Source organism: Leifsonia sp. TF02-11, from assembly GCF_017565305.1.
GTDB lineage: Bacteria > Actinomycetota > Actinomycetes > Actinomycetales > Microbacteriaceae > Leifsonia.
The window spans coordinates 1-26732 of the sequence record NZ_JAGEKP010000031.1 but is presented as its reverse complement, the minus strand read 5'-3'; the positions used below and the strand labels follow the sequence as shown (position 1 = coordinate 26732).

Here is a 26732-nt window from a genome sequence, read left to right as displayed (position 1 = left end):
CGACTATCAGCCGTACCGTGTGGGCCGAATCACGACGACATCGGTGGGCCAACTCAACTTGACAAAGCCACGCCGGCCTGGGTTGTGGCAAGGAGCGTGTCCGGTGCGTTTGGGTTGACCGCGAGCTTCCGCAACGAGAGGGTCGCGCCATCGTGCCAGGTGTGACCGCCATCATCGCTGATCCGGACGCGTTGTTGGGCCGCGTCGTAGCCGTAGATCCGCACGCGGGCGTCGCTTGTCGGGGCGGTAACAAGGTCGTGGAAGTCGGTGTGACCGGCTAGCGAAACAGACTTCCAGGATTGTGCAGCATCGAGGCTCTGGATCAGACCTAGGTTCGCGGGTAGCTGCTGCGGGTTGTTGCCGGGGTCGGGGTGCCCGGATGCGAACATGACGCCGGAACGGGCGACAGTAAACCCCATTGAGTCCTGGCTACTAACGCCGACCCGGGCGGTGGTTTCGGTGGCGAAACCATCTCCTAGTTTCGCCGCGTCGATTGCCCACACCCCCTGGTGGGTCGCGGCAAAGATGCGACCGTGCGTGGCATCCAGGCCATGCACGTGTCCGAGCTCGTTCATTCTCGGAGCCGCCGGTGTTGCGGCGCTGCAACCGCTGAGCAGGACAGTGACCGCGACGGTGCTGACGATGAGGGCCGAGGTGTGCCGACGGGTGCGCGATGGCATGCTTATTTCACTTTCTGCGTAAGCCACGCATAGGGGTCGACCGGGGTTCCGTTGACGGAAATGCCGAGATGCAGATGGGCGCCGGTGCTGGCCCCTGTGCTGCCGACCAGGCCGACCAGTTGTCGGACCTTGACGGTTTGTCCCACACTGAGCGCGAGCGAACCGTAGGCCATGTGGGCGTAGAGGCTGCTGACGGTTTGTCCCTCGATTTGGTGGTCGATGATGGCGTACACGCCCAGGCTTCCGGACGGATTGCCCACCTCGCGGACGACGCCGTCCGCTATCGCCTGGATCGGGGTTCCGGCGCCCGGATTCATATCGATGCCCTCGTGATAGGAGGAGCAACCAGAGCAGGGCGCGACTCGGTAGCCGAATCCGTCGCTGATTGGCACGCCGACATCGAATGGCCACTGGATCGGGGAGGCGGGGTCGTTTGTGAACGTGTTCGCTGTCCGCAGGAAGGTGTTCGGGGTAGTGACTGTGGCTTTTGGTTTCGGTTTCGGCGGCGGCGGCGGCGGCGCGGTCACAGCGACTTCTTCGCGTGTGACGGCTGCCGGGTCGGTAGCGGCGACTGTTACCGTCTGCAGCTCTCCCGGTCGTGCCGTTGCGATCTGTTGCCGTTCGCCGGGCACGATCGCATAGGCCGGAAGGGCGTAGGTTCCGAACAAGGTTCCGGCCAGCGCCAGCGCAGCAATCGGTGCCCATGGTTTGCGGGTACGTCGTTGCCGAGTGTTTGCCGCGGGACGGGTGACCGGTCGACGCCGCTCGGCGTCGCGTCGCGCGCGGCGTGATTCGTGCTGGTAGGCGGTCGCGGGAAGCGCGGTCGCGGGAAGCGCGTTCGCGCTTTGTCGGTGGCGAGAGTGTGCGGGCATCGTGGCGAAAGGCTCCGACGTTTTGGCGTGAGAAGACCCGTAGGTCGGCTCGGAAGGGTGACGACGAGACATGCCGACCGGAGGCCACATTCGTCGCCGATTAACTGGGGAGGGTGTGTGACGGAGACCATCCGAAGAGAAGCGTCGATCACGTCACAGCAGTGGAGCGCAAAAGCCCAGGCCAGCCAACCGCTAGTGCTTTGCTAGTCAGGTCGGCGTTTCGCCGTGGGGTCCAGAGGTGCCGGTCTAGGTGCGGCTTACCGAGAGTGCGACTAACGACGGACCATGCGCTCGCACAGTCGTAATCGACGACATGGGGACAGCCACGATTCGATGCTCAAGGTCAACAAGCGCGAGCCCTCTGCTTATCGCGAAAAGCGAGACGGCAACCGCAATCACGATCAGAACGCACGCAGCGCCCGCGATCGCACAACTCAGCTCGCAGACCGTGTCGCACTGCGGTCCAGGAGAGCCCTGAAGGCTCAACAGCGCACTTGCGGATCGAGAAACCGGAACAGCGGGCGCCTCACCGTGTGGGTGAGTTGCAACGGAGCGGGCACTGGAATGGCTGCCAGCCGAAGCTGCGACGACCTCATGCGGGTGAGTCGAGTTCATGGATGTCATCACAAACATCCCGACCGCCAACGCCAACAAGGAAAGCAGCGCGAGCAATACCCGACGCCGACGCGCAGCAACGCCCCGTTTCGGGTCAAGTCGCGTGAGCGTCATGTTTCAGTCCTGGGTTGACGGGTAGGGGCAACCCGCATCATAGCGAGCTGTGCTGGGTCGGAGCAGCAGACCGGATGATCTGTCTGCATTTGCAGGCCAGGTGGAGAGCTTGAGCGTGGTTCCTTGCGCTGCCGAAAATCGATGTGGAGGCGATCCCAGGTGTCGTTGAACGGCAGGAAGTTGGTGACAGCCACGCTCGCCCGGCAGCCGATCTGTCTCAAATCTGTATCCGTCGGCGCCAGAGGGTCTAGCGCGCGAATGAGTTTCAGCGACCCTGGATCTCCACCGGTGAGCGGACGACCATTCGGGAGATAGAAGTCCACTGCATAACCTCCGCCGTTGGCGTAATGCGAGGACGCACTACAGGAACATTCGATCCGGCCGGTGCACCTTCGATTGATGTCACTCAGACCGACGGTATTGAAGTTCACTAATGCGACTTCATTGCCTGCAGCACGCGATTGTCCACACCAAATCCAGTAACAAAACGACCTTCCGCGGGCTTCGGGTGGACGGGGGAGGATTCGGTGCGGACGGCTCGTCTACGTCCGCTCGTGGGAAGTTCCACCTCCATTCAGTGGCCTTCGAACGCGTGTCTCTCCCGTCGAGACGAGAACGCGTCCACCGTGGTCAGACGGTTCGAGCGCTGTTCCGTCGCATGAGACTGAGACCCATGAGGCGGATCGACGAGGTCGAGAGGAGCGGACCGCGGGACCGCGGGCGTGCTCAAGCGCGGCACAGTCTGCGGCTCCGACACAAAGGCAAACGCTCGCACGGTGGTCAGGCCGACGATATCGGCGGGATTCGCGAAGCTGCTGGAACTGGTGATCCCAGTGGCTACGATGCACGCGGCGGCTGTCGGCCGATGACCCACAACGGCGGGGGCCAAGGACGGAGATTGCGAGGAGTAACCCGGATGCCGTGACGAGGTCGGCTGGCAGGCGGCGATTGCTTGGCCGGCCTTCCAAAGCGCTGCGTATTGCTCGAACATGAGGTTGCCTATGCCACACCGCCAAGCAAGTAAGGATTCGGACTACAAGGGGCATCGAGAACTCGCGGCAGGGCTTGCAAGGAACCGAGCAAAGAGCTGGCACCACGAAAGGAGCCCGCTACGACGAACCGGCATCCCGGGTTTGGGAATACCATCCAGGGGTATCATGTTGTCAGACCTCGATACCCTCCGAGGGTATCCCAGCAATCATGGAGGACTGATGGAAACGATCGACTACCAGGTGACCGGAATGACGTGCGAGCACTGCGAGCGGGCAGTGTCCACCGAGGTGGCCCAGGTCGCCGGCGTCGACAACGTGAAGGTGTCCGCAACCGACGGCATTCTGCACGTCACCACCGGAACCGGCGTGGATGACGCCGCCGTACTCGCCGCGGTCGACGAGGCCGGCTACGCCGCCGTCCGCAAGTAGGAAACCCGCACGGCCGTTCCAATCTGAGGAGCACCACGACATGACAGCATCTCCCTCGCCCGCCGCAAGCGGCGCCACCCTCGAGCTCGAGGTCGGTGGGATGACCTGCGCGTCGTGCGCCATGCGGATCGAGAAGAAGTTGAACCGGCTGGACGGCGTCACCGCAACGGTGAACTATGCGACCGAAAAGGCGCGAGTGTCCATGCCGGAGGGCATGGATGTGTCCACCGTGATCGCCGAAGTGGAGAAGACGGGTTACACCGCCGCTCTCCCAGCCGAGGACCCCGAGACCGACACGAAAGACGCCGACCCGGAACTCACGGGACTGCGGAACCGCCTGATCGGCAGCGTCGCACTGTCCATTCCGGTCATCGCACTGGCGATGATCCCAGCACTGCAGTTCACCTACTGGCAGTGGCTGTCACTCACACTGGCGGCGCCGGTGGTGGTGTGGGGCGCATGGCCGTTCCACAAGGCAGCGTTCATCAACGCCCGCCACGGAGCGGCCACCATGGACACCCTGGTGTCGATCGGGACCCTGGCCGCATTCGCGTGGTCGATGTACGCCCTGTTCTTCGGAACGGCGGGGATGCCGGGGATGACTCACGGGTTCAGCTTCACCGTGGCCGCCACGGACGGCGCGGGCAACATCTACCTCGAGGTCGCCGCCGGAGTCACCACCTTCGTGCTCGCCGGACGCTATTTCGAGAAGCGATCGAAGCGGCAGGCCGGCGCGGCGCTGCGGGCGCTCCTTGAACTCGGCGCCAAGGATGTGGCGGTCATCCGTGACGGCCTTGAGGTACGCATCCCGATCGAGAAGCTGCGGGCCGGGGACGAGTTCGTGGTCCGGCCCGGCGAGAAGATCGCCACCGACGGGGTCGTGGTCGACGGGTCGAGCGCGATCGACATCTCGCTGCTGACCGGCGAATCCGTGCCCGTGGAGGTCACACCGGGTGACGCTGTTGCCGGGGCCACCGTGAACTCCGGCGGCCGCCTCCTGGTGCGCGCCACCCGCGTCGGCAGCGACACCCAGCTCGCGCACATGGCCAAACTCGTCGAGGACGCCCAATCCGGCAAAGCAGAAATACAGCGTCTCGCCGACCGCATCTCAGGCATCTTCGTCCCGATCGTCCTGGGCATCGCCGCGCTCACACTGGTCGCCTGGTTGGTCACCGGTCACCCGGTGGCTGCAGCGTTCACAGCCGCCGTGGCGGTGCTGATCATCGCGTGCCCCTGCGCTCTTGGATTGGCCACCCCGACGGCACTCCTGGTCGGAACCGGACGTGGAGCACAGCTCGGCATCCTGATCAAAGGACCCGAAGTACTCGAGTCCACGCGCACCGTCGACACCATCGTCGTGGATAAGACCGGTACGGTCACAGCTGGGAAGATGACGTTGGTCCAGGTCGTCACCGCGGCCGACGTCGACGAGTCGGTGCTGCTCCGGATGGCCGGCGCCGTTGAAGCCGCGTCCGAGCATCCGATCGCCCGGGCCATCGCGGCCGCTGCCACCGACCGCAGCGGAACCCTCCCCAACCCGGAATCCTTCGTGAACATCGAAGGTCGCGGCGTACAGGGCATCGTCGACGGCCACCTGACGCTCGTGGGCCGACAGTCGCTGCTAAAGGACTGGTCCATCGTTCTCAACGACAGCCTCGCAACGGCCAAGAACGCCGCCGAAGCGGCGGGGCAGACCGTGGTCTGCGTGGCCTGGGACGGGAAAGCGCGAGGACTGCTCGTCGTGGCGGACGCGATCAAGCCGACCAGCCGAGAAGCCGTGGACGCGTTCAAACAGCTCGGGCTCACCCCGATCCTGCTCACCGGAGACAACGCGACCGTCGCTCGCGAGGTCGCCCACGCCGTGGGCATCGACACCGTCATCGCCGAGGTGCTCCCCCAGGACAAGGCCGACACCGTGCGCCGACTGCAGGCCGAAGGCAAGACCGTTGCGATGGTCGGCGACGGCGTCAACGACGCCGCCGCCCTGGCAACCGCCGACCTGGGACTGGCAATGGGAACCGGCACCGACGTCGCTATCGAAGCAGCAGACATCACCTTGGTCCGGGGTGACCTCCGAGCCGCCGCGGACGCCGTCCGGCTGGCCCGGAGCACTCTGGGCACGATCAAGACGAATCTGTTCTGGGCGTTCGCCTACAACGTCGCAGCGATCCCGCTGGCGGCGTTCGGACTACTCAATCCGATGATCGCCGGAGCGGCGATGGCGTTCTCCAGTGTGTTCGTGGTGACCAACAGCCTCCGCCTACGCGGCTTCCGCTCCAAGAACTCCACGACCCAAACGGACACCGGAATACCAACGTCCGTCCTCGAAACCGCATGACCACTCACGAGAAGGAACGCACCATGAGCGACAGCTGCTGCAGCACCAACACCGACCACCACCACGCCGCCACCATGCCGACGGGAAACACCAACCTCCTCGGCGGGACAGGCGCCGACGATCTCACCGAGTGCATCGTGATGAAAGGCAGCACCGTCAGCAAGGCGAAGGCAGAGGCGCAAGGCCTCTACCGCGACTACAACGGGGAGCGGTATTGGTTCTGCTGCGCTGGTTGCGCGCCTCGCTTCGACGCCGACCCTACGGCTTACATCACCGCATAACCGCCGCCGCCCGGTACAGGCGGACACCAGCACATCACCCAGGTGAAGGGCTAAGCATGAACGACCACACCGAGCACGACGGGCACGACCACCGCGCCCACACCACCTCGACCGAGACCGCCGAAGCCCACGAGGCCCACGAGATGGGCGAGCACGCCGGGCACGACATGACCGGGCACAGCGGGCATGACATGGCCGGGCACGCCGGTCACGCCGGGATGGCCGGGCACGCCGGACACGGTGACCACGTCGGACAGTTCCGTCGGCTGTTCTGGATCATGCTCATCATCGCCGTCCCCGTGGTCGGCTTCTCCTCGATGTTCGCCATGATCTTGGGGTACCCGCTGCCGGACGCCACCTGGGTTGCATGGATCTCGCCGGTCCTCGGCACGGTCATGTACGTCTGGGGCGGCCGACCGTTCCTCACCGGCGCCGTCAGCGAACTGCGAGCCCTCAAGCCCGGCATGATGCTCCTGATCGCGTTGGCGATCACGGTCGCGTTCCTGGCATCCTGGGGTGCCAGCCTGGGGATCCTGGACCACGAACTCGACTTCTGGTGGGAGCTCGCCCTCCTCATCGTGATCATGCTGCTGGGCCACTGGATCGAGATGCGGTCGCTGGCCCAGACCACCTCCGCCCTCGACTCGCTGGCAGCGCTGCTACCCGACGAGGCCGAACGCGTCGAGGGTGACAGCACCGTACAGGTCGCTCCCGCCGACCTCGAGGTCGGCGACGTCGTCGTAATCCGCCCCGGCGGGCGCATCCCAGCCGACGGACGCGTCGTCGCCGGATCGGCGAGCATGGACGAGTCGATGATCACCGGCGAATCCCGCACAGTCCGCCGCGATATCGGCGACGCCGTCGTCGCCGGCACCGTCGCAACCGACTCCGGTCTGCGCGTTCAGATCACCGCCGTCGGCGACGACACCGCTCTCGCCGGTATCCAGCGGCTGGTCAGCGAAGCCCAGAAATCCTCGTCACGTGCCCAGCGGATCGCCGACACCGCGGCCGGGTGGCTGTTCTGGTTCGCCCTCGGCGCGGCGATCATAACCGCGGTCGTCTGGACCATGATCGGCCTGCCAGATGAGGCCGTCGTGCGCACCATCACGGTTCTGGTCATCGCCTGCCCGCACGCACTCGGTCTGGCCATCCCGCTGGTCGTCGCCATCTCGACCGAGCGCGCCGCCCGCGGCGGAGTGCTCATCAAGGATCGTCTCGCCCTGGAGAGCATGCGCACCGTCGACACAGTGCTGTTCGACAAGACCGGCACGCTCACAAAGGGCGAGCCGACCGTCACCGCCATCGAGACCACCGACGGCACCAGCTCCGATCGCCTGCTGGCTCTGGCCGCCGCGGCCGAGGCAGACTCCGAGCATCCGCTGGCGCGGGCCATCGTCAACGCCGCCGCCACTCACAATGTGACGGTCGCTCCGGCGACGGGCTTCGAGTCCTCTCCCGCGGTGGGTGTGTCGGCGACGGTCGACGGCTATCACGTCCAGGTCGGGGGCCCGAACCTGCTGCACCAAGCCGGAGCGGACGAGCTCCGGGTCGCCGACGCGTGGCGAGAGGATGGCGCCATCATCCTGCACGTCCTGGTCGACGGACAGGTGGCTGGTGCGCTCAAGCTGGCCGACGAGATCCGCGAGGAGTCGCGGCAAGCGGTCGATGCCCTGCACGCCCAGAACGTGCAGGTCGTGATGATCACCGGCGACGCGGACGCCGTCGCCAGATCGGTCGCCAACGAACTCGGCATCGACCGGTACTTCGCCGGAGTCCGGCCGGAAGACAAGTCCGCCAAGGTCAAGGAGCTCCAGGCCGAGGGACGGAAGGTGGCCATGGTCGGTGACGGCGTCAACGACGCCCCTGCTCTCGCCCAGGCCGACGTCGGGATCGCCATCGGCGCCGGCACGGACGTCGCGATCGCCTCCGCGGGGGTCATCCTCGCCAGCGACGACCCCCGTTCCGTGCTTTCGGTGATCGAGCTCTCCCGGGCCACCTACCGCAAGATGAAGCAGAACCTATGGTGGGCAGCCGGGTACAACCTCATCTCCGTACCACTCGCGGCCGGCGTCCTCGCGCCCATCGGCTTCGTGCTCCCCATGTCGGTCGGAGCGATCCTCATGTCCTTGTCCACGATCGTCGTCGCCCTGAACGCCCAACTGCTGCGCCGGCTCGACCTGCGGCCAGAGACCAGCGCCCGCGCTGCCCTCGACCAATCCCGCACCCAGCCGGCGACGCCGACACCCGCATCCCGAAGCTGACCTCCCCTGGAGCCATCATGAACGAGTCAACCGCCACCACCGAGCACGAACACCAGCACGGCTACATCACCGACAAAACCGGCTACATGCGCCGCCTCAGCCGCATCGAAGGGCAAGCCCGTGGCATCGCGCGGATGGTCGATGAAGAGCAGTACTGCATCGACATCCTCACCCAGATCTCCGCCCTGACCTCCGCTCTCAAGAGCGTCGCCCTCGGCCTCGTCGACGACCACCTCAAGCACTGCGTCACCGACGCAGTACTGCTCGGCGGGGACGAAGGACAAGCCAAGATCCAGGAAGCCAGCGACGCCATCGCCCGCCTCGTGCGTTCGTGACGGATCCCGTCGGCTCAGCTCCCAGAACGACCCAACTCGTCCCGACGCCTGGCGTACTCGTCGTGGTCGATCTCGCCTCGGGCGTACCGTTCATCGAGAATGTCGCGAGGCGACGGACGCCCCTGCTGAACCGGACCACTACCGGCGGACGGACCACGCCGGCTAAGAGTGACCACCAACACGATCACAACCGCGATGATCAGCAACGGCACAATCAGCCAAATGATCCACCACGCCCCCATGCCGCCCATCATCCACCCGTACACGTCTGCCTCCTCCAGTGATCACGCTCAGTATGCGCTGCTCCTGGTCCTGCGAGCTGGGGCTTTAGTCCCATTCAGCCGGACGCGCTACCCTGATCGGGCATCCGATAGAAGACGCAGGAGGTGTCGTGGTCAGCAATAGCTTGCGTGTGCCACGACTGAGCGGACCACGTCGGAGCATCGTTCTCCTGCTCGGCGTGATCGGCATACTGGTCGGCCTGCTCGCCATGCACGCCGTAGCCCCCACCTCCGCGGCACAAGCCGCTCAGACTGCGCCGGCCATGAGCACCACGTCCGGAATGCCGTCGGCCCACGCCGCGACCTTGATATCCCGCAGCGATGGGACCGCGACAACCGGCACGTGCGACGGGATGAGCGGTACAGGGAAGAGCATGAGCGACACGCTGTGCATGCTCGCCTTGCTGACGACCACCGTGCCTGGTCCGTTGGCGACCCTCGGAATCAGCAGAAGCGAAGCTGTTCAGGGCCCCCCACCGGTCGCGGTATTCCAGGCAACTACGGCTTCCCCACCTCGAGGTGGGCCGTCCTTGCACGTTCTCTCCATCAGTCGAACCTGAGTCAGGCGACGCCGTCCATCACGTCGGCGAACCATTCGGACCGGATCACGGCCGTCGGTAATGGCCCCGCAGGGGGCAGCGACTGTCCAGACGTCGTCATCTTGCGCCCAGGACGCGCGCCAACGTCAAACGACGCCTCTGCCCCTTGAGAACATCTCAGCCCGCACTTCGAACCGCACAGGACAACGACCATGAATCATCGAGAATCAGCAAGGATCAAAGAAGCCGAACGCGCGGCCGCCGAACGAAAGAGGCGTAAGCGACGACTGATCTGGACGACAACCGGCGCAGCCGTTGCCGTGCTCGCGATCGGGACCGGCATCACCGTGGCAGCGGTCGCATCAGGAACGACAACCGCGCCACGCGCCACAGCAAGCGCACCACCCTGGGCGGCGCCGTCAGACCCGGAGAGCCGGGCGAAACAAGCCGGACTGGAGGTCGCCACAATGGAAGGCGACGTGCTTCACATCCACCAGCATCTGTCCATAAGCATCGATGGAAGCGCGGTCACGGTTCCAGCCAACCTCGGCGTGGATCCACTCCAGGGGACGATGTCCGCCCTGCACACACACGACACGTCGGGGATCATCCACGTGGAGTCGGCCACCCAACGGTCCTTCACCCTGGGTCAACTCTTCACGGAATGGGGCGTCCGCCTCAAGGCGCACACGATCGGACCGTACGTGGACGGAGCAGGCGACCGCCGCGTCACCCTCTTCGTCGACGGGAAGCGAAGCGATACGCCGCTCCCAGCCCTCCGTCTGGCGGACCGCCAAGACATCGACATCGTCGTCACCAGCCACGGACAAGAGGCAACTTCGCCCGCCCCGTTCGACTGGGCAGCAGCGGGGTAGCCGGACGGCGGCTCGGGTGTACAGGTTCGTTTCGCGGCAGCGCGTTATCCTGGTCGCGTCCGGGGAACGCGGGGAGGTGTCGTGGTGAGCAAGAGCTTCCGCCTGCTGCGACTGAGCGCGCTGCAACGCCTGGTCGTTCTCCTTCTGGCGGTGACCGGAATCGTTGTCGGACTGCTCGCCATGCACACTCTGACCGCGGTCGTCGGCGACCACAGCGCGCACCACGCCAACGCGCTGGCACACCACGACGGCGTCATGTCGGCTCCGGCCGCAGCGGACACGGCCGCTATGGTGCCTGCTTCATCCAGCGGTCTCGCCCACTCGGGTGAGGACTGCAACGGGACCTGCGGGTCAGGCCACAACATGGCTGACATGGTGTGCCTGCTCGCCCTGCTTGCCCTCACACTGATCCTTACCCTGCGGGTGATCGTTACTCGGCGCGGCAACGACCTGCATCGACTCGTCGCCGCTCTCCCGGCCGCGCACCCAGCCGCCCCGGCGCCGCCATCACCTCCATCGCTTCTCGTCCTCTCGATCAGCCGAACCTGATTCGTACCGTTCCGGCACGCGCCGGACAGTCCGGCCTGCCATCCGGTCGGCCCACACGAACAGTCAATCGAGCAAGAGAGAAGCATTACGCATGAAGTTCAAGACGATGGCGCTCGCCTCCGGCGCCTTGGCCACCGCGCTCATCCTCACCGGCTGCTCGGGCACCCCGACAGCCGGTCACTCCGACATGGACATGGGTATGGGCAGCTCCTCCACGAGCCGCGCGACCAGTGAGCATAACGACGCCGACGTGTCGTTCGCGCAGAACATGGTCATGCATCACCAGCAGGCCATCGAGATGTCCGACATGGTCCTCAACAAGAGCGACGTGAATCCAAAGGTCACCGAGCTCGCGCAGAAGATCAAGGATGCTCAGCAGCCGGAGATCGACACAATGAACGGCTGGTTGAAGACCTGGAATGCGTCCACCGGAATGTCCCACGACATGGGCGGCATGATGTCCGAATCCGACATGAGCGAACTGAAGGACGCCTCCGGAGCGGAAGCCGGAAAGCTGTTCCTCACCCAGATGATCACGCATCACCAGGGAGCCATCGAGATGGCGAACGAGGAAATCAAGACGGGAAAGAACACGGATGCCGTGGCTCTGGCAAAGAAGATCGCCACCGATCAGACCGCCGAGATCGCCACGATGAAGAGCATGCTCAGCAGCCTCTGAAACCGTCCCACTGACGGCGGGTGCCGTCACTCCCCCACCCCCCTAACGGCGGCACCCGCCCCTTCGCCTTCTGGCTGCACTGGACAGAGACAGCTGCGGAGTCAACCGGCTACACTCGGCGCTTCGTTCCGGGTAACGGTGGATTGTGACCCCCGCCCTTGGATCCTTCCCCAGTTGGCTGAACGTTCTTGCGTGGACCTCGATCAGCGTCGGCGTCGCGTGCGCTCTGATCGTGACAATCGACGTCATCCGGCGGCCCCAGAAGATGGCCGTGATGAACGTGGTCTGGCCCGCCTCCATGCTGTTCGGCGGTCTCCTCTGGTTCGGAGGCTACCTCCGTTGGGGCCGCACTCGCTCTCAGAACGACGAGAAGACGCCGATGCCTGTCGCGGTCGCGACCGGAACAAACCACTGCGGGGCCGGCTGCGCTCTCGGCGACCTCGTCGCAGAAAGGGTGGCCTTCCTGATTCCCGCGGTCGCCGTCGTCTTCGGGTGGGGGTGGCTCTTCAAAGACAAGATGTTCGCCGTCTGGATCCTCGACTTCATCCTCGCCTTCGGCCTCGGAATCATCTTCCAATACTTCGCCATCGCCCCCATGCGTGGGCTGAACCTACACCAAGGCCTGATCGAAGCTCTCAAAGCGGACGCCGCCTCCATCACGTCATGGCAGATCGGAATGTACGGGGCGATGGCGCTGATCCAACTCCTGCTCTTCCCGGCACTGTTCGGCGGCCGCGCCCCTGTGAACTCGCCCGAGTTCTGGTTCGCGATGCAATGGGCGATGCTGCTCGGATTCTCTACCGCATACCCAGTCAACTGGCTACTCATCCACGTCGGGATCAAAGAACGGATGTGACGTCGACCATCGGCGCCTCGCCGTACGTGTCTAACCCCAACGGAACCTGAACCGGACGCGGGCCGGTTCGCTGATTTCGCTCCTAGAGCTTACGCACGCTCGACCCTGCGGCCGATGAACCCGTCAACCTGACTTCTGCCTTTGGCTGGGGAAGGTGCTCCGCACCTGCGATCCCAGACTCTTGTGTGATGGGGATGCCGGAACCCCCGCCCTCCGGGCCGACCGCGCGACGTCGCACAGCGCCGAAATCGGCCAAAGAACGATGAGGGAGGTAGGGAATCATGAGCGGTAAGGTCATCACCCGGAATCCGCAGGAACGTCATGCAGAAGCGGAGGCACTGCACGCGTCAATCGTGGAGCAGGTCCAGCGACTCGCCGAAAGCGGCCAGTGGCGGGCATTCCTGGAGTTCGCCCGCTCTTTCCACAACTACAGTCTCAACAACCTCCTGCTGATTCTCGCCCAAAAGCCCGAAGCGACGATGGTCGCGGGCTTCCGCCAGTGGCAAGCGAAGGGGCGTCAGGTCCGCAAGGGCGAGAAGGCGATCAAGATTTTCGGGTTTCGCGAGAAGAAGACCGAGAGCACGACTGAATCCGGTTCCGAGACCCCGGCCGAAGAGCACACAGTTCGGTACTTCCCCACCCTCTCGGTGTTCGACATCACGCAGACAGATCCGATCGAAGGAGCGGACCCATTGCCGGAAGACCCGGCCCGACAACTGACCGGCGACGACGACCACGGCGTGATCCGCCCGCTGACGGCTCACCTAGAGACACACGGATGGAGCGTCCACCGGGTACCACTGACGCGCGCGAATGGTCACACCGACCCTGAAACGAAGAAGGTTAGCCTGGCGGAAAACCTCGCGACCGAGCAGTCCGCCAAGACCCTCCTCCACGAGACAGCTCACATCGAACTGCACCACATCGATGACCTCGACAAGTACCGCACTCATCGCGGGAGGTTGGAGGTGGAAGCCGAATCCGGCGCCTATATCGTCGCCGGTCTGGCTGGCTTCGATACCAGCGCGTACAGCATCGGCTACATCGCCGGCTGGGCAGAAGAAGACGTCACCGTCATCCGAGAGACAGCAAAGCGAGTACTGCAGGCCGCCCACACGATCGCGGAAATCCTTGAGAACCGCGAATAGCTGATCAGCCAGGAGAGGAACCCCGACCCGCGTGGCCGGGGTTCTTTCGCGCGCGGCGACGGTTGCGGCCTATGGGTCGACGAGCGTGACAACCGAAGCGAGAAACAGAAACCGGAGAACAGGAAAGAGAGAAGAGCGAACGGACGGAAGGAGAGAAAGCCAAGAGAAGGAACGACGAGGGAGGAAACGAACACACGACGAAAGGACAAAGCGAAAGAGCGAATGCACGCAGGCACTCTTTGAGATGAATTTGTTATGTCTCAGGACATAGGTGACGAATCTGCCTCAGGACATCGGTGACACTTCGGCGCTGTTTGGTGGTGACACTTCTCCTCGATCTTTGAGGAATGAGCCGTGTCGAACCCGTTGATCCCCGTGTCCGTCTCGCGATCACCCAGTGGCCGCCGGATGCTCCGCGCGGCTCGGTGACCACGTTCTGCGCCGAGCACGGCATCTCCCGGAAGACGTTCTACGCAATCCGGAAACGGGCCATCGAGGACGGGCCGGCCGCCGCACTGGAACCCCGGTCGAGGCGCCCTCGAGCCAGCCCTGGGAAGATCACTGAGGAGATCCAACGGCAGGCCATCCAGGTCCGGGCGGCGCTAGAACAGTCCGGCCTGGACCACGGTCCGATCAGCGTCCACGACCGAATGCAGCTCTTGCGGATCACCCCGGTTCCGGCGGTGTCGTCCCTGGCCCGGATCTTCCGCGAAGCCGGCGTCGCCCGCCTCGAACCCAGGAAGCGACCCCGGGCTTCCTACCGTCGGTTCGTCTATCCGGCACCGAACGCGTGCTGGCAGATCGACGCCACCGAATACGTCCTCACCGAGGGACGCAAGTGCGTCATCTTCCAGCTCATCGATGACCACTCCCGCCTCGCCGTCGCCTCCCACGTCGCCTGGACCGAGAGCTCCCAAGACGCCATCACCGTCGTCGCCAAAGCCATCCGCATCCACGGTGTTCCACAGCGACTGCTCTCGGACAACGGCATGGCCCTCAACCCCTCCCGCCGCGGGTTCGCCGGCCAACTGACCACCTACCTCGCTCGCTACGGTGTCGAGGCGATCACCGGCAAACCCTTCAAACCGACCACCCAGGGCAAGAACGAGCGGTTCCACCAGACCTTGTTCCGCTACCTCGACAAGCAACCCATCGCCGCCACCCTCGCCCAGCTGCAGGAACAGGTCGATGCGTTCGACATCATCTACAACACCCAACGACCCCACCAAGCCCTCCCCGGACGGATCACCCCGCACCAGGCCTGGCAGGCCACCCCGAAAGCCGAATCACCCAGGCCACCCGCACACGACTCCCGCCTCGGACGCCGCGACGACGGCATCCGCGTCAAACTCGTCGACCGCGGAGGCAGCGTCGAGTTCCACGGCATCCGCTTCGGCATCAGCCGCGACTACAGCAAGAAACGCATCGCCATCCTCGACACCGGCCCCACGATCATGTTCTTCGACCTCGACGGCACCCTCATCATCGAGCAACCCTGGCCCTCACCCGGCGTCAAATACGTCAGCAACGGCCGACCCCGCGGCCGCCGCCCCAACCCACGACCCGACGAACTGTCACCGATGTCCTGAGACACCAACCGCTTCCGATGTCCTGAGACACTTCCGCTTCCGATGTCCTGAGACAAGACACTTTGAGATGAATTTCCGATTTGCGCGTCAAAATCGCCTCGTTGACACAACGTGTAGGTATGAGGGGTGGGGTTCAGCGATGGAAGCGCGGCCAGACTTCGCAGGGCGTGAAGCAGGCGGTCCAGTACGCCTTCGCGGGGGTTTGCGATGCCGCTCTGACCGCGAAGACCGCGGACGGTGTGATCGCTGCGGTCGGCTATGCGGACGCTGTTATGACTCGCTACATCGTCGAGGACGGCAGCATCCGCGACGACTTGCTCACGCGGTCGCAGCTGAAGAAGTGGGTGGATGGGATCGATCCGCTCACAGGCGAGCGCCGCGGTCGGGATCTCGAATCGCCGGTCGCGGATCTGATCTTGGACGCCACGATCAACGCCCCGAAGTCTTACTCGATCGCAGCCATGCTGGACCCTGAACTGGCGACCGCGTACGAGGATCTGCAGGACCGGCTGCGGGATCGGATCATCAAGCTGTGGCAGACCGAGCTCAACGCTCGCCGAGGGAAGCAGGGTTGCATCCGTGAGGATCTCTCGCGCGTCGAAGTCGTGGAGTTGCGGCATGAACGCTCGCGCTCGCTGGACCCGCACAAGCATCGGCACCTGTGGCTGAACGTCAAGGTTCAGGGGCGCGATGGGCGGTGGTCGAACGTTGACACCCGGGTCGCGCTACGGTTTCAAAACGTGGTCAATGCGGAGGGTGATCTCGCCTCGCGCACGGACCCCGGGTGGCTCGCCGCGCTGGCCGCGAAGGGATTCTCCTTGGACGCCAACGGCGAGATCGCGCAGCTGACGCACTTGGTGCGTCCGCTGTCGAAGCGGTCGGCCCAGATCGAGGCGAACAAGGTGGCTCGAGTCGCCGAGTGGAAGGAGCAGCATCCGGAACAAGAGCCGTCCCACGAAGTGCTGAATCAAATCGATCGATGGGCGTGGGCGTACGGCCGCCCGGACAAGCCCGCGAATCTGGACACCGAGGGCTGGGCGGCCGTGATTCGAAACGAACTCCTGACCGCCGATCCGACACTCGGGCGACAGCGCGTTGCAGCACTCGTGGCCGACCAAGCGCTGGGCACCCTCGACTTGGACTTGCTGGCCGCGAAGGCGATCGTTGACGCGGATGCTCGGTCGACCGGGACAGGCGGCCGATTCAGCGAGATCGACGTCCGCGCCGGCGTGATCCGCGCCCTCGCAGAGTCTGGGATCATCGCCGCTAGATCAGAGCTCGCGCCCCTCATCGATCGGCTCGAGGAGGCCGCTGCCCAGACCCACACGGTCACCCTCTTGAACGAGCCCGGCGTTCCTCGCCACATCAAGCATCTGATGGCGACGTCGACTGCGGCCTTGAAGGCCAGCGTTGCCCGTAGAGTCGAGTTGATTGCTACTCCGGGCCGACCACTTGCGCAGGAGGAGGTCACGACGGTGGCAATGCTGGTGGACCCGCATCACCACCTGAACGCAGAGCAAGTCGACGGCGCCGCTGCACTAGGCGGAAGCGGATTGATTGTCTGTGTCAGCGGAGCGGCCGGCACCGGCAAGACGACAATGTTGAAGGTGGCCGGCGCCGCGCTGCGGCGTCGCGGCAAGAACATGATCATTGTTGCGCCCACGAAGAAGGCCTCGTCTGTAGCAGGACGCGAAGCAAACAGTGCTTCGTCTTCTCTCCACCAGCTACTTCGGGATTGGGGCTGGCGATGGTCGGTTACGCCGACCGGTGAAACCGCTTGGAACCGGCTAGCTCCGGGCGAAATCGATCCGGACTCTGGCGTGCCGTATGGTGGCCCGACCCGCCCAATTGCACCGGGCGATCGGATCGTCGTCGATGAAGCCGGGATGATGGAACTCGAAACAGCGAACGCGCTACTAGATATAGTGCGGCAGACGCATGCGAGTGTTGCGCTGGTCGGCGACCAGCGTCAAGCCCTACCCGTCGGCCACTCGGGGGCAATGGCGATCTTCTGGCGGCGCGCATCAAGCCATGTCGAGTTGACTTCAATACACCGGTTCAAAGACCCAGAGTGGGCGGAACTCTCACTGCGCTTGCGAGATCCGCGAAGTCTCAAGGACGCGAACGGTCTGGCCGACGAGCTTATTGACACTGGTCACGTCATCTTCACTAATTCTGACGCGCTCGCGCGCGAACGAATGGTCGACGCTTGGTTCTCGGCCAAAGAAGCGGGCCAATCAATTTCGCTAGTGACCGCCACACACATGGAGGCTCAAGCCGTCAACGAGGCGATCCAGTCCAGACGGCTCGCGCTGGGGTCAATCTCCGGTGCAGCGACCGTGACAGGTCAGGACGGGCAGTTGCTCATGGAGGGCGATATGGTGCAGACGCGCCGGAATGACAGCCAGACTGGGGTCGAAAATCGACAGTCCTGGACCATCAAGTCGATTACGACGAATGGTGTGGTTCTAGCTTCCCCCTCTGATGCCTCAGACCTTCGCAGGGTGTCACAGGACTATGTCGGCAAGCACGTGCACCTTGGCTACGCTTCCACTGTTTACGGCGTACAAGGAGAGACGAGCGACCGCTCCGTTGTGGGGCCGGGCGTCGATTCGGCAGGGCTATATGTCGGGCTCACACGCGGTCGGGAGAGCAACGATGTCATTGTCGTTGCTCCCACCAAATCAGCTGCGCGAACAGAGCTGATGGAGATGATGCAACGCCGGCCTATCGAGGCGAGCATCGGACAGTCTCGCGCCGCAGCTGAGCAGGAACTGCGCCATGCGGCGACAGTCGAACTTGACTCCGCTCTCACGGCGGCACCGGCCGCGACTTCAACGGAGGCAAGTATGCATTGAACGGAGGCCTACGCCGCTGCCTCCAATCCGACGCGACGCAGTAGAGTTCCGATCGAGTTTGCCCCTTCAAGGAGCGCATCGGAGGGGACGTACAAGAACAGCGCAACTCCACGGAGATCAGCCTGTCGTTGGGCTCGGGCCGCACCCCACCTTGCTTGAAGATGATGGCCTGCCGCCCATCTGCGGCACAAACCTGCGCCGCACGCATTATCGGATCCACATCAAGGTTTCCGTACGCGTTCTGAACCCATGCGATGTAGCGCGAGCTATAAAGATCACAGATAGCTTGGGTCGGACCTTTCGCCACCATCGTGTCCGTAGCCCCGAGGTGAACCATCCAGTCGCGGCACAGGAGAATCGCTCCATCGTCAGAGACTCCAAGCGGCGTTGGTTTGGGCGCGTTGCTGTTCATCCATTCAGTGTGCACCCGACCTACGTCGCGCCCACACGCCGGGCCATTATGCGCCCCTAACGGCGGACGCGGTCGTGTTCTCACGAATGGAGTAGTTGTGACGCGGTGCGACGCCTCTCAATAGTGTTGCTCCATGACCACTCGCTATCGGACGCAGCCGCAAGTCAAGTTCGCTGAGTTTCGAGAGCTGGAGAGAAGACGCGCGGAAACGAGCAACACTATCTGGGCGATGATCGTCGCGTCGAAGTTGGCGGCATCGACGCTCGAGTTGACGCGTGGTTCGAAACGGACGCTGGCCGAGATGTTCCCTTTGCTGGAGCACGTCGCTCGTTTTGACATGCGATCCGACCTGGCTCGCGGACTGATTTCGAACGCTGAAACAGAAATGAGCACGATGGGGATGGCGCATGCGATTGCCTTCCACGAAGATTTCGTCAAGAGCTGTCTCGCGATGCTCATTCCAGTGGGCAAGTTTTCGAAGACCAAATTGGACGGAACGACGACGGCTAACGCCCATGAAAACTTCGCCGTTGCCAGTTCGCATGTGTTCGACAGTGACGCGCTCGCGCTGTTTCACCTGACTCGCGTAACTCGAAACTGTAATATCCACGCCGGAGGCGTGGTTGACCGCAGGCTCGTGGGTCTGTATCAAGGCCTCACCGCTGATCAACGACAACTTTGGGAGACACTTACGGGCGAGACATTCGCCATCCCGGCAATCGGCCAGCCCGCACTCGTCGGAGTCGGCGGTCTGATCGCTACGCTTGCGATCCAGAAGCGACTCTCATACGACGTGAACATCGGACTACAGAAGGTAATCCCGAGAAGCACGTGGGCAGACATGGCGGCGCAAGAGTACTTCCAGCTCGGATCCAAGAAGCCCGCGGATCCGACCGCGCTCCGGGCGCTCCGAGGCTACCTTCGCGGAGGGTTCAGCGCTTTGTCTCTTACCGACGCGGAACTTCAAGTCGCGATCGACCGAAGAAGATAAAAGTGGGATGCTCTTCCATTGAGCTACAACGCCACGAGTGCGTCGCTAGGAATCGAACCTAGGTCTCCCGACTCTGTGAAGCGCCCCGGCTTCGAGCCGGCAGGCCTAAAACCCGCACTTCCAACAGTCATTGTAGCAAGTTCCTGATCGCGAACAGTCGCACCACTGGGACGGAATCCGCGGCGTTTACCGCAGCGCCTGCGAGCCGCAACGATTCATGGCCAGGGCTCGTCAGCAAAGCCAGAAACTCAGAAGCCGTAGAGATAGCGTCTCGTATTGAACGCGGTCTGCCCACCCTCGAGAAGCTCTTCAACCCACTGTCGCAATTTGGGATGGTCGATTGAGCCGAGACCGTCCTCTGCTATTGCACCCACCACCTCTCCGCCCTTGTCGCTAGCTTCAAGGACGATCAGCTGATCCGCGTCGCCAAGGACTGGAATGTTTGCGTTGTGGCTGGAGAAGATGATCTGTCTCTTACCCTTCTGCCTGAGATGCGGAACGATTCCCGTGTTGATGAATGAATTGTCCAGGTCGTCCTCGGGCTGGTCGATCACCAGAGGTGCGGTGCCGCGCTTCAGTAGGAGTAGAAGGAGAGCGGTCGCTCGTTGACCAGTCGAAAGACGATCCAAGTCTCGCCAGGCGGGGTCGCCCTTCGTCCCGATATTCAGGTGCAGGTTGGTCGTAACTGGGAACTCAAGTTCTTCGATCTGCATGAAAACGGTCTCCCCTAGCGCGCAGAAGTCATCTGCCTGGCGGGGCGTAACCGAAGGGTAATTCTGGCGAAATCCAACCGCACCGAGGCGGCATTCCTCCGCAAACGCGGCGGGGGTTAGCACCGATGCGTTCTCGATCGCGCTTCGGACAGTGTCGAATCGACCGGGCAGATCCTTGACAAAGTTGAGTAGCGGGCTGCGATCGTCGTTCTCGTCCACGGTGGCCCTTACCGTACCGGGTAGGAGTTTGCCGACCTTCTTAGCTGCCTTCCCAAGTTCTTGCACCTCCTCGGCCCGAGTTGACTCCGCCTCAGCTACCAGATCGGCCCGTAACTTCCGCAGGTCCTTAAGTTTTCGACGCGTCTGCTTTACCTGCGATGGAAGGCCCTTGAGTTCTTCACGCTGTCCCTGCAGCCGTAAGTATTCCTCGCCGTCCCCGGCTTTCAACTCGCGAAGCATGTCGGATAGCCCCTGGCGCACCGGTTCGGTTTCGTCGGACCACCGCTGAACAATGTTCTCCAGCTCAAGCTCGGCGCGAGTATGCGCAGATTCCATAGTTGCGAATGCCTGCTGCACTGCAGTGTTGTAGGTTTCGATCGCTTTGGCCGCTTCGCTCAGAAGAGCCTCCCTAGGAAGGTCGGCGACGTCGGTGGTCAGTGCACCCGCGTCAACCTGCAGTTCCTCGCGATCAAAGGGAACTCCGGCGAGCGCGGCCGTTGTCCGTCCCAGTAGCGTTTCCTCGCGTTGCATTTCTGCGTGCGCAGACAATTTGGCTGCGGCGCCCGCCTCCTCGAAGCTTTTCAGTCGCTCTTCGATTACTGGCAGTCGAGAAGCTCGGGACTCGAGCGCATCGAGCGTTTCCGCAAGGGCATCGATCTCCTCCCGGGATTTTCGCAATTGGACCCGCCGAGACTCAGCCGCAGATTCGTCCAGACCTCGAGGAAGGTACTTCGCGAGGAGGCTCGTGAGTCGATGCCGATCTCTCGCAAGTTCGGCCAACTCTCGCTGACCGTAGACCTCAAGGTCGGAGAGAATGTCAGCGGGTTCCGACTGCAACAGGTTGCCATCGGCGTCCCGCACTTTCGGTCTTCCCCCGACGACGCGGCTGACGAAATAACGCGTGCTCGACGGCGATGAGACCTCGAATTCAAGTGTCACCTCTGCTCCGGGGCGCAGCACTGACTTGATCGTTGCGTTGTACTCGCGCTCAGCATTTTCAGCGAGGGGAGTCATACCGAGCGCGAAACGGATGCTCTCGATGACCGTCGATTTCCCCGTTCCTCGACCTCCGATCATCACGTTGAGCGATTGATTGAATCGAATGCTAGTACCGCCCAGGAACCCGCCCTTCCACGAAATCCCAATGATCCGTGGGTGACCATCCGATGTTGGGTCTTCGCGTCGGATCCGAGTTTCCGGTGTTCTGAAGGCAAGGTCCAAAGCGCTCGCAGTGCGTGCGGAAAGTTTGATCCATGTAGTGCTACCCCGCTTGCTAACGTCTGCCGGAGAGGAAACATCCGCTCCATTGAGGATTGCAACCGGATTGTCGCGATGAAAATTCGGATCGGAGTTGTTTAGGATCGCCCGCGACCTCTGGTCAAGTGCTGCGCCACCCTGTGCAACCGCATGAAAGTAGGGGCTGCACCACACATTGATGGCCGACTGACCGTTGAGCTTGTGAAGCAACCCTCCCCCCGTATTGACGTGAGGGGCAATCACAGTCGCTCCCCACTCCTTGGCCATCCTTAGCGTCTCGTCAGCATCCAAGCTTCCCGGCGTAGAGGCGTTGGCTGCGCTGCTTATGCCACATCCGCCAATGTGCCGATTGATTGTCGACGACGTCGTGTCAGGATCGAAGAGCAACAAGAGATGGACGCCATCCTTCGTAGTGGCTTCGAAGCCGGGAAAGACCGTGATTCCCGCTTCGCTCGCTGCAATTCTTAGCCGCTCCCCCGTATCAACGGCCCAGTGATCGGTGATCGCGATTGCCCCGACGTTTTCGGCGCGAAGCGCCGCAACCATTGTTGCGTTGTACTCGTCTTCCGTACTTCCCGCCGGCTGCTTGCCATTGGCCTGTAGGTATGAAAACGGGTTCACCTGCAAGGCGCAACGGACCCATTCAGTGCCGCCCGGCATGCCCTCAAAATCGACCACGTCTTCGCTCGCCTTTTCGTTCTGATTGGGCACGGCGGAGACACCCAGTTCGGTACCTCGCTCCGCCGCGGAATGATTCGATACTGGCATCTCAAGCCTTCTCTCATGGGACTCGTTCGGCCCCAAATCTGGGACTTTTGGAATGCGAAGGCTTGAGGATCGCACTGAGCCCACAGAGCGGCGCTGAGGTCCGTAAGGGGACCCCAGCGCCGCTGCACCAGGCATTAGTTGCTGGTCATTTCGTCAGATCGCAGGTCATGCGACGCTGAGCCCTCGATCCGCGGCGACATGGGGGACACTCGGCCCGGTCGCTGTCACGTCCGGGCCGTCAGCTTTTGGGATACGTCGCGCCACCTCCGCGGTCGTGTAGCGGAGGGAGGGGCCGACGCTGTCGGCGACGACCTCGGTGGCGGCGCGGGGTTCCCCGGTGGCCTGGTCGGTCCAGTGTCGGAACTCGAGGTTGCCATTGACGATGACCGTGTCGCCTTTGGCGAGGCTGGCGCGGACGTTCTCGGCGGTGCGGCCGAAGACCGTGGTGCGGTGGTACTGGGTGTCACCGTCGACCCACTTCCCGTCGACCTGCTTGCGGTCGGTGACGGCGACGGTGAACTTGGCGAACTTGGTGCCGTTCTGGGATTCGCCGAAGTCGGGGTCGGCGACGAGGTTGCCTTCGATGCTGATCGGGACTCGTGTGCTCATCTTCCTGTTCCTTTCATTGGTGCGGCCGAGGTGGTCGCTTCACTTACACGTTGTGTTTTCGTTCCGGTGATGACGTCGCGGTGACGCGCAACCGCCTAAGTCGCGTGAGATTGCGTGATCCAGTCCCTCCACCCGGGAGCGACGGCCTCTGCAGAGTTCGGGAGTTCGGTGTGGCCGTTATGGCATTCGCCGTTGTACCAGGTGGCCAGTCGCGGGATCGCGACGGCGAGGCGTTCGTGCCAGCCGATGGGCCCGAATCCGGCATCGAGGCTGTCATAGGAGACGAGCCAGGCGGTGTGGAGGGCGGAAAGTTCTTCGACGAGGGCGCCGTGCTTGAACCAGCAGGGCGGGATCTTGCGGGCGGGGAGGTTGTAGCGGTGGATGAACCAGGACACCCACGCACCGAGATCCGTCCACACCTGGGGCGCCTCGCTGTCTGGGAGTGTGCGCCAGTTGACGACCGCGACGCCAAGCATTCCCGGGCTGCGCCGCGACGACGGGTCGTCCCAGCCCTCGGGAAGCGAGTCGAGGAGTTCCTCGATGGGTGGCTTGCTGCTCATGGCCATTCCGTCGATTCGATGTATTGCCCGATCTTGGCTTGGAGCCTGGCGATGGCTTGCAGTGAGGCGGTGCGTCGCGAGACGAAGCCCGAGAGTGCTCGGTCGCGGTCGATGAGTTGGTGGAGGTATTCGTGGCAGCGTGGATGCAGCGCGGTCAGGTCTTCGTGCCGTTCATGCGCGGCCCAGCCGCGCGGTGTCTGGCTGACGCCGGTGTAGGCGAGGTGGTGCAGCTCGAGGGTGCGAGAGTTGCCCATGCCGAGGCAGAGTGCGCAGCGCACGTGCTCGCAGCGGGCTCCTTGTTCGGCGAACCAGCGGTCGCGGCGGGCGAACCAGGCCGGCGAGTGGAGGTAGCGGGTGCGGTAGGTGTTGTTCCGGGCGGGCCGGCGGCGGTTGGACATCAGTTCCGCTCCCCTGCTGTGTGGCGGCGGTCCATGGCCGCCCGGTACTGCTCGGCGAACACGGCCTGCTGGTCGAGTTCGGTGAGTTGCTTGCCCGTTTTGACCTGGCGTGCGTCGTCGCGGTCGGTCCAGCCGCGGAGGTCGAGGAGGATGCCTCGGCGGTTGCGGTAGGCGAGCAGCCCGATGGATTCGGGCATGCGTCGGATTTCGTCGATCGTCATGACGGGCACCTTCTCGTTGTTGACGTTGGTGGAGGATCCGGAGTCGTTGTAGGAGTGGCCGGTGCTGGGGACGCGGCGAAGCCCGAGCAGCGATTCGATGTCGCGGAGGTGGTCGACGTCCGACGCGCCGCCGAGCAGAAGCTTCGCGGTGGCTGCCGACCAGATGGTGTCCGCCTCGGACCGGGACCAGGCGGTCTCGGCTTGCGAGAGCGCCTGCAGGACCACGACGGTGGAGATGCCAACGCCGCCGCCGTCGGCCATGATCCGGGGCAGCGCCGGCCAGGAGAACATGTTGGCGATCTCGTCCAGGATTAGCGCGAGCGGCAGATCGAGTCGGGATCCTGGCGAAGCGAGTGCCTTCCGGCGGGCAGTCTCGACAATGTCGTCCAGGATTGCGCCGAGGAACCCGCCGACGGACCCTGCGCCAGCGCCGGTGCCAACGAGGTAGAGACTGTTGGATCCGGTGAGGAACCCGTCGGGATCGAACTGCTCCCCCGGCCCGGGCGTCATCGCCCTGCGGATCGCGGGGATCGCCAATGGACGGATCGCGCCGGCGACGCCGAACCAGGAGTTCGCGAGGAGCTTCTGGTCACCGTTGATGATCGCGTCCAGGTCCTCAGACCAGCCGGGCGTTCCGTCGTTGGCTAGGACGGTGACGGCCTCGAGCGCGAGCCGTGGGTTCGAGCCCCAGCGTGCCAGAGCTTCGGCGCCTCGGCCGGAGACTGCAGCAGCGTGCAGGAGTCGCGAGAGTACAGAGGAGGAGACCTGCGCCCACTCCTGGTTGGTCTTCGACGCGCCGAGCGCGGTGCCGGCGACAATCGCCTGACCCCGCTGGTCGGCGACGAGGGGGTCCTCACAGCCGGTAACCGGCGAGATCCGCAACGAGGATCGCACACCGGAAAGCTCCTGCGGGTCGAAGACGGTGACGTTCCCGACGCGGGCTCGTTCGCGCATGGTGGCGGAGAGGTTGTCGTTGCGGGTGGAGGTGGTGATCAGTGGGCCGTTCCAGTCGAGGATGGCGTTGATGATGAACCGGTAGCCCTTGCCGGAGCGGGGTGCACCCTCGACGACGATCGAGTCCTCGATCGAGACGTACACGTCTCGCCCGTGGGCGCTACCAACCTTCCATCCCGCAGCGGATGGATCCGGATCGACCATGGACGGGCGCAGGGTCTTGGCCCGGCGAAGGGCGGTGCGGGCGGAGGTGTGCTTGCGGACCTCCCCAGGCTTGGCGAGTCCGTCGCGGCCTCGGAGGTCATGAATGAAGTGACGGTCGGACTGGCGGTAGCGGAGCCACCAGATCACGGTGGCGGCCATCACGGCGAGCATCAGCACCAGAGCCGTCACGTCAAGAACGCGGATCAGTCCGACAGGGACCTCGCAACTGGGCGGGTATGCGAAACCGGCCGGGCTGGCACTGAGGGCGAGTTGGAGGCCGGCAAAGACGCTGGAGGGATTCCCTCCGGTGCCGCAGACCGCCTGAATGGTCGCCGCCCCGGCCGCCGTGGAGAGGACGCCCGCGACGACAACACCGAACAGTGCGTAGAGCGCGATCTGAGTGAAGGAGGAGCCGTGGGCTCTCATGCTCGCTCACCACCCATGGCGTCGGTGCGGAAAATGCCGAGTTCGTAGTCGGTACAGATATTGCGGACCTTCGCGACCCGGTCCTGACCGATCTGCCAGAGCCCTTCGCCCTTATGAAGCTTGCGGACCAGATCGGCCTGAGTGTCATTCCAGCCCAGGATCTCCCGAGACCGGGCAATCTCCCCCGAGTGCTGCGCGTAAGAAATGCGCGTTTCGCAGTCGGCGAGCAGGCCCAAGGCGCGGGAGTGGAGGGCACTGTTGCGATCGCCGAGGGCGTCGAGGTCGGCGACGCGATGCAGGAGGTACCAGTTCGAGGTGCCGTGGTGGCGGGCGACCTTCTCGTCCTCGACACGGTCGGCGAGGGCATCGCCGCCGGAGACGTCGTTGAGGAGCTCGACGGCGGCTTCTTCGTGGATGATGACACGGGCTTGCCGGTTCGCACCGAGCGAGGATCTGCGGATCCAGTTCGCTGTCGCCAGGCGGGCGAGAGACTGGGCCTCCGGGGACGCTCCTTTCAGCGCGGAGGTGTCGACGACCATCATCGGGGCGTCGGCGTCAAAGCGGACCGTGGAGGGGCCATCGAAGAACCCGGTGAGGTCACCGGAGACCATCCGGCGCAGCGAGTGCGCGAGCCGATGGCCCGCATCGGCCACCTCCACGGGGAGAGTCTCGTCGGGGTCGACTAGGTGTAGTTCCCCGTGAGGTTGTG

Annotated in this window: 22 protein-coding genes and 1 pseudogene; 14 read left to right on the top strand and 9 right to left on the bottom strand. The window is 63.9% G+C overall.

What is annotated here, in order from left to right; all coding sequences use genetic code 11:
* Window positions 1–53: 53 nt before the first annotated feature.
* Window positions 54–680, bottom strand: a complete 627-nt coding sequence (locus JNB50_RS24010; protein ID WP_208042613.1) for a hypothetical protein — start codon at window positions 678–680, stop codon at window positions 54–56.
* A gap of 2 nt (window positions 681–682) precedes the next feature.
* Window positions 683–1552, bottom strand: a complete 870-nt coding sequence (locus JNB50_RS24005) for a M23 family metallopeptidase (protein WP_208042612.1) — start codon at window positions 1550–1552, stop codon at window positions 683–685.
* 1940 nt (window positions 1553–3492) lie between these two features.
* Here JNB50_RS24005 and JNB50_RS24000 point away from each other — a divergent pair.
* The 5 genes from JNB50_RS24000 to JNB50_RS23980 are packed head-to-tail and all read left to right on the top strand — an operon-like array spanning window position 3493 to window position 8917.
* Window positions 3493–3702 carry a heavy-metal-associated domain-containing protein gene (locus tag JNB50_RS24000; protein ID WP_021763107.1) on the top strand — a complete coding sequence of 70 codons (210 nt, stop codon included), beginning with the start codon at window positions 3493–3495 and terminating at the stop codon, window positions 3700–3702.
* 40 nt (window positions 3703–3742) lie between these two features.
* Window positions 3743–6040, top strand: coding sequence for a cation-translocating P-type ATPase (locus JNB50_RS23995; RefSeq protein ID WP_208042611.1), 2298 nt, complete (start codon window positions 3743–3745; stop codon window positions 6038–6040).
* 23 nt (window positions 6041–6063) lie between these two features.
* Entirely contained in the window at window positions 6064–6321 is a 258-nt protein-coding gene (locus JNB50_RS23990) for a YHS domain-containing protein (protein ID WP_374222284.1), read from the top strand.
* 56 nt (window positions 6322–6377) lie between these two features.
* Complete coding sequence (locus JNB50_RS23985; protein ID WP_374222283.1) at window positions 6378–8582, top strand: heavy metal translocating P-type ATPase; 2205 nt, start codon at window positions 6378–6380, stop codon at window positions 8580–8582.
* A 17-nt stretch (window positions 8583–8599) separates the two neighbouring features.
* Window positions 8600–8917, top strand: a complete 318-nt coding sequence (locus tag JNB50_RS23980; RefSeq protein WP_208042609.1) for a metal-sensitive transcriptional regulator — start codon at window positions 8600–8602, stop codon at window positions 8915–8917.
* A gap of 14 nt (window positions 8918–8931) precedes the next feature.
* On the opposite strand, the gene JNB50_RS23975 is transcribed toward JNB50_RS23980, so the two are convergent.
* Window positions 8932–9183 carry an SHOCT domain-containing protein gene (locus JNB50_RS23975; protein WP_307794859.1) on the bottom strand — a complete coding sequence of 84 codons (252 nt, stop codon included), beginning with the start codon at window positions 9181–9183 and terminating at the stop codon, window positions 8932–8934.
* A gap of 224 nt (window positions 9184–9407) precedes the next feature.
* Between JNB50_RS23975 and JNB50_RS25930 the strand changes: the two genes are divergently transcribed.
* The 9 genes and pseudogenes from JNB50_RS25930 (at window position 9408) to JNB50_RS23935 (ending at window position 19694) form a co-directional block, all read left to right on the top strand.
* Complete coding sequence (locus JNB50_RS25930; protein WP_374222285.1) at window positions 9408–9758, top strand: DUF6153 family protein; 351 nt, start codon at window positions 9408–9410, stop codon at window positions 9756–9758.
* Between the two features lie 191 nt (window positions 9759–9949).
* Window positions 9950–10612, top strand: a complete 663-nt coding sequence (locus JNB50_RS23970; RefSeq protein ID WP_208042608.1) for a hypothetical protein — start codon at window positions 9950–9952, stop codon at window positions 10610–10612.
* Between the two features lie 84 nt (window positions 10613–10696).
* Window positions 10697–11161, top strand: a complete 465-nt coding sequence (locus JNB50_RS23965; protein ID WP_208042607.1) for a DUF6153 family protein — start codon at window positions 10697–10699, stop codon at window positions 11159–11161.
* A gap of 91 nt (window positions 11162–11252) precedes the next feature.
* Complete coding sequence (locus JNB50_RS23960; protein WP_021763097.1) at window positions 11253–11840, top strand: DUF305 domain-containing protein; 588 nt, start codon at window positions 11253–11255, stop codon at window positions 11838–11840.
* Between the two features lie 232 nt (window positions 11841–12072).
* Complete coding sequence (locus tag JNB50_RS23955; RefSeq protein ID WP_307794858.1) at window positions 12073–12696, top strand: DUF4396 domain-containing protein; 624 nt, start codon at window positions 12073–12075, stop codon at window positions 12694–12696.
* A gap of 281 nt (window positions 12697–12977) precedes the next feature.
* Entirely contained in the window at window positions 12978–13844 is an 867-nt protein-coding gene (locus JNB50_RS23950) for an ArdC-like ssDNA-binding domain-containing protein (protein ID WP_208042605.1), read from the top strand.
* A gap of 425 nt (window positions 13845–14269) precedes the next feature.
* A pseudogene (locus tag JNB50_RS23945) lies at window positions 14270–15459 on the top strand (integrase core domain-containing protein).
* Window positions 15460–15600: 141 nt separating this feature from the next.
* A complete protein-coding gene (locus tag JNB50_RS23940; RefSeq protein WP_307794857.1) occupies window positions 15601–18291 on the top strand; it encodes an AAA family ATPase in 2691 nt (896 codons plus the stop codon).
* Window positions 18292–18836: 545 nt separating this feature from the next.
* Window positions 18837–19694 (top strand): hypothetical protein, encoded by an 858-nt coding sequence (locus tag JNB50_RS23935; RefSeq protein WP_208042602.1) that lies wholly within the window; start codon window positions 18837–18839, stop codon window positions 19692–19694.
* A gap of 248 nt (window positions 19695–19942) precedes the next feature.
* Here the strand turns inward: JNB50_RS23935 and JNB50_RS23930 are convergent, their stop codons facing one another.
* The 6 genes from JNB50_RS23930 to JNB50_RS23905 all read right to left on the bottom strand — a co-directional run bounded on the left by JNB50_RS23930 (window position 19943) and on the right by JNB50_RS23905 (window position 26682).
* Window positions 19943–22651, bottom strand: coding sequence for a TrlF family AAA-like ATPase (locus JNB50_RS23930; protein ID WP_208042601.1), 2709 nt, complete (start codon window positions 22649–22651; stop codon window positions 19943–19945).
* A 165-nt stretch (window positions 22652–22816) separates the two neighbouring features.
* Entirely contained in the window at window positions 22817–23260 is a 444-nt protein-coding gene (locus JNB50_RS23925) for a single-stranded DNA-binding protein (RefSeq protein WP_208042600.1), read from the bottom strand.
* A 95-nt stretch (window positions 23261–23355) separates the two neighbouring features.
* On the bottom strand, window positions 23356–23820 hold the full coding sequence (locus JNB50_RS23920; protein ID WP_208042599.1) for a hypothetical protein: 465 nt from the start codon (window positions 23818–23820) through the stop codon (window positions 23356–23358).
* Window positions 23817–24218 (bottom strand): hypothetical protein, encoded by a 402-nt coding sequence (locus tag JNB50_RS23915; RefSeq protein WP_208042598.1) that lies wholly within the window; start codon window positions 24216–24218, stop codon window positions 23817–23819. The genes JNB50_RS23920 and JNB50_RS23915 overlap by 4 nt, the downstream gene beginning before the upstream one ends.
* Window positions 24218–26023 (bottom strand): type IV secretory system conjugative DNA transfer family protein, encoded by a 1806-nt coding sequence (locus tag JNB50_RS23910; protein WP_243768922.1) that lies wholly within the window; start codon window positions 26021–26023, stop codon window positions 24218–24220. The genes JNB50_RS23915 and JNB50_RS23910 overlap by 1 nt, the downstream gene beginning before the upstream one ends.
* Window positions 26020–26682: a hypothetical protein gene (locus JNB50_RS23905; RefSeq protein ID WP_208042597.1), complete on the bottom strand. Its 663-nt coding sequence runs from the start codon at window positions 26680–26682 to the stop codon at window positions 26020–26022. Before JNB50_RS23905 ends, JNB50_RS23910 begins: the two co-directional genes overlap by 4 nt.
* Between the last annotated feature and the right edge of the window lie 50 nt (window positions 26683–26732).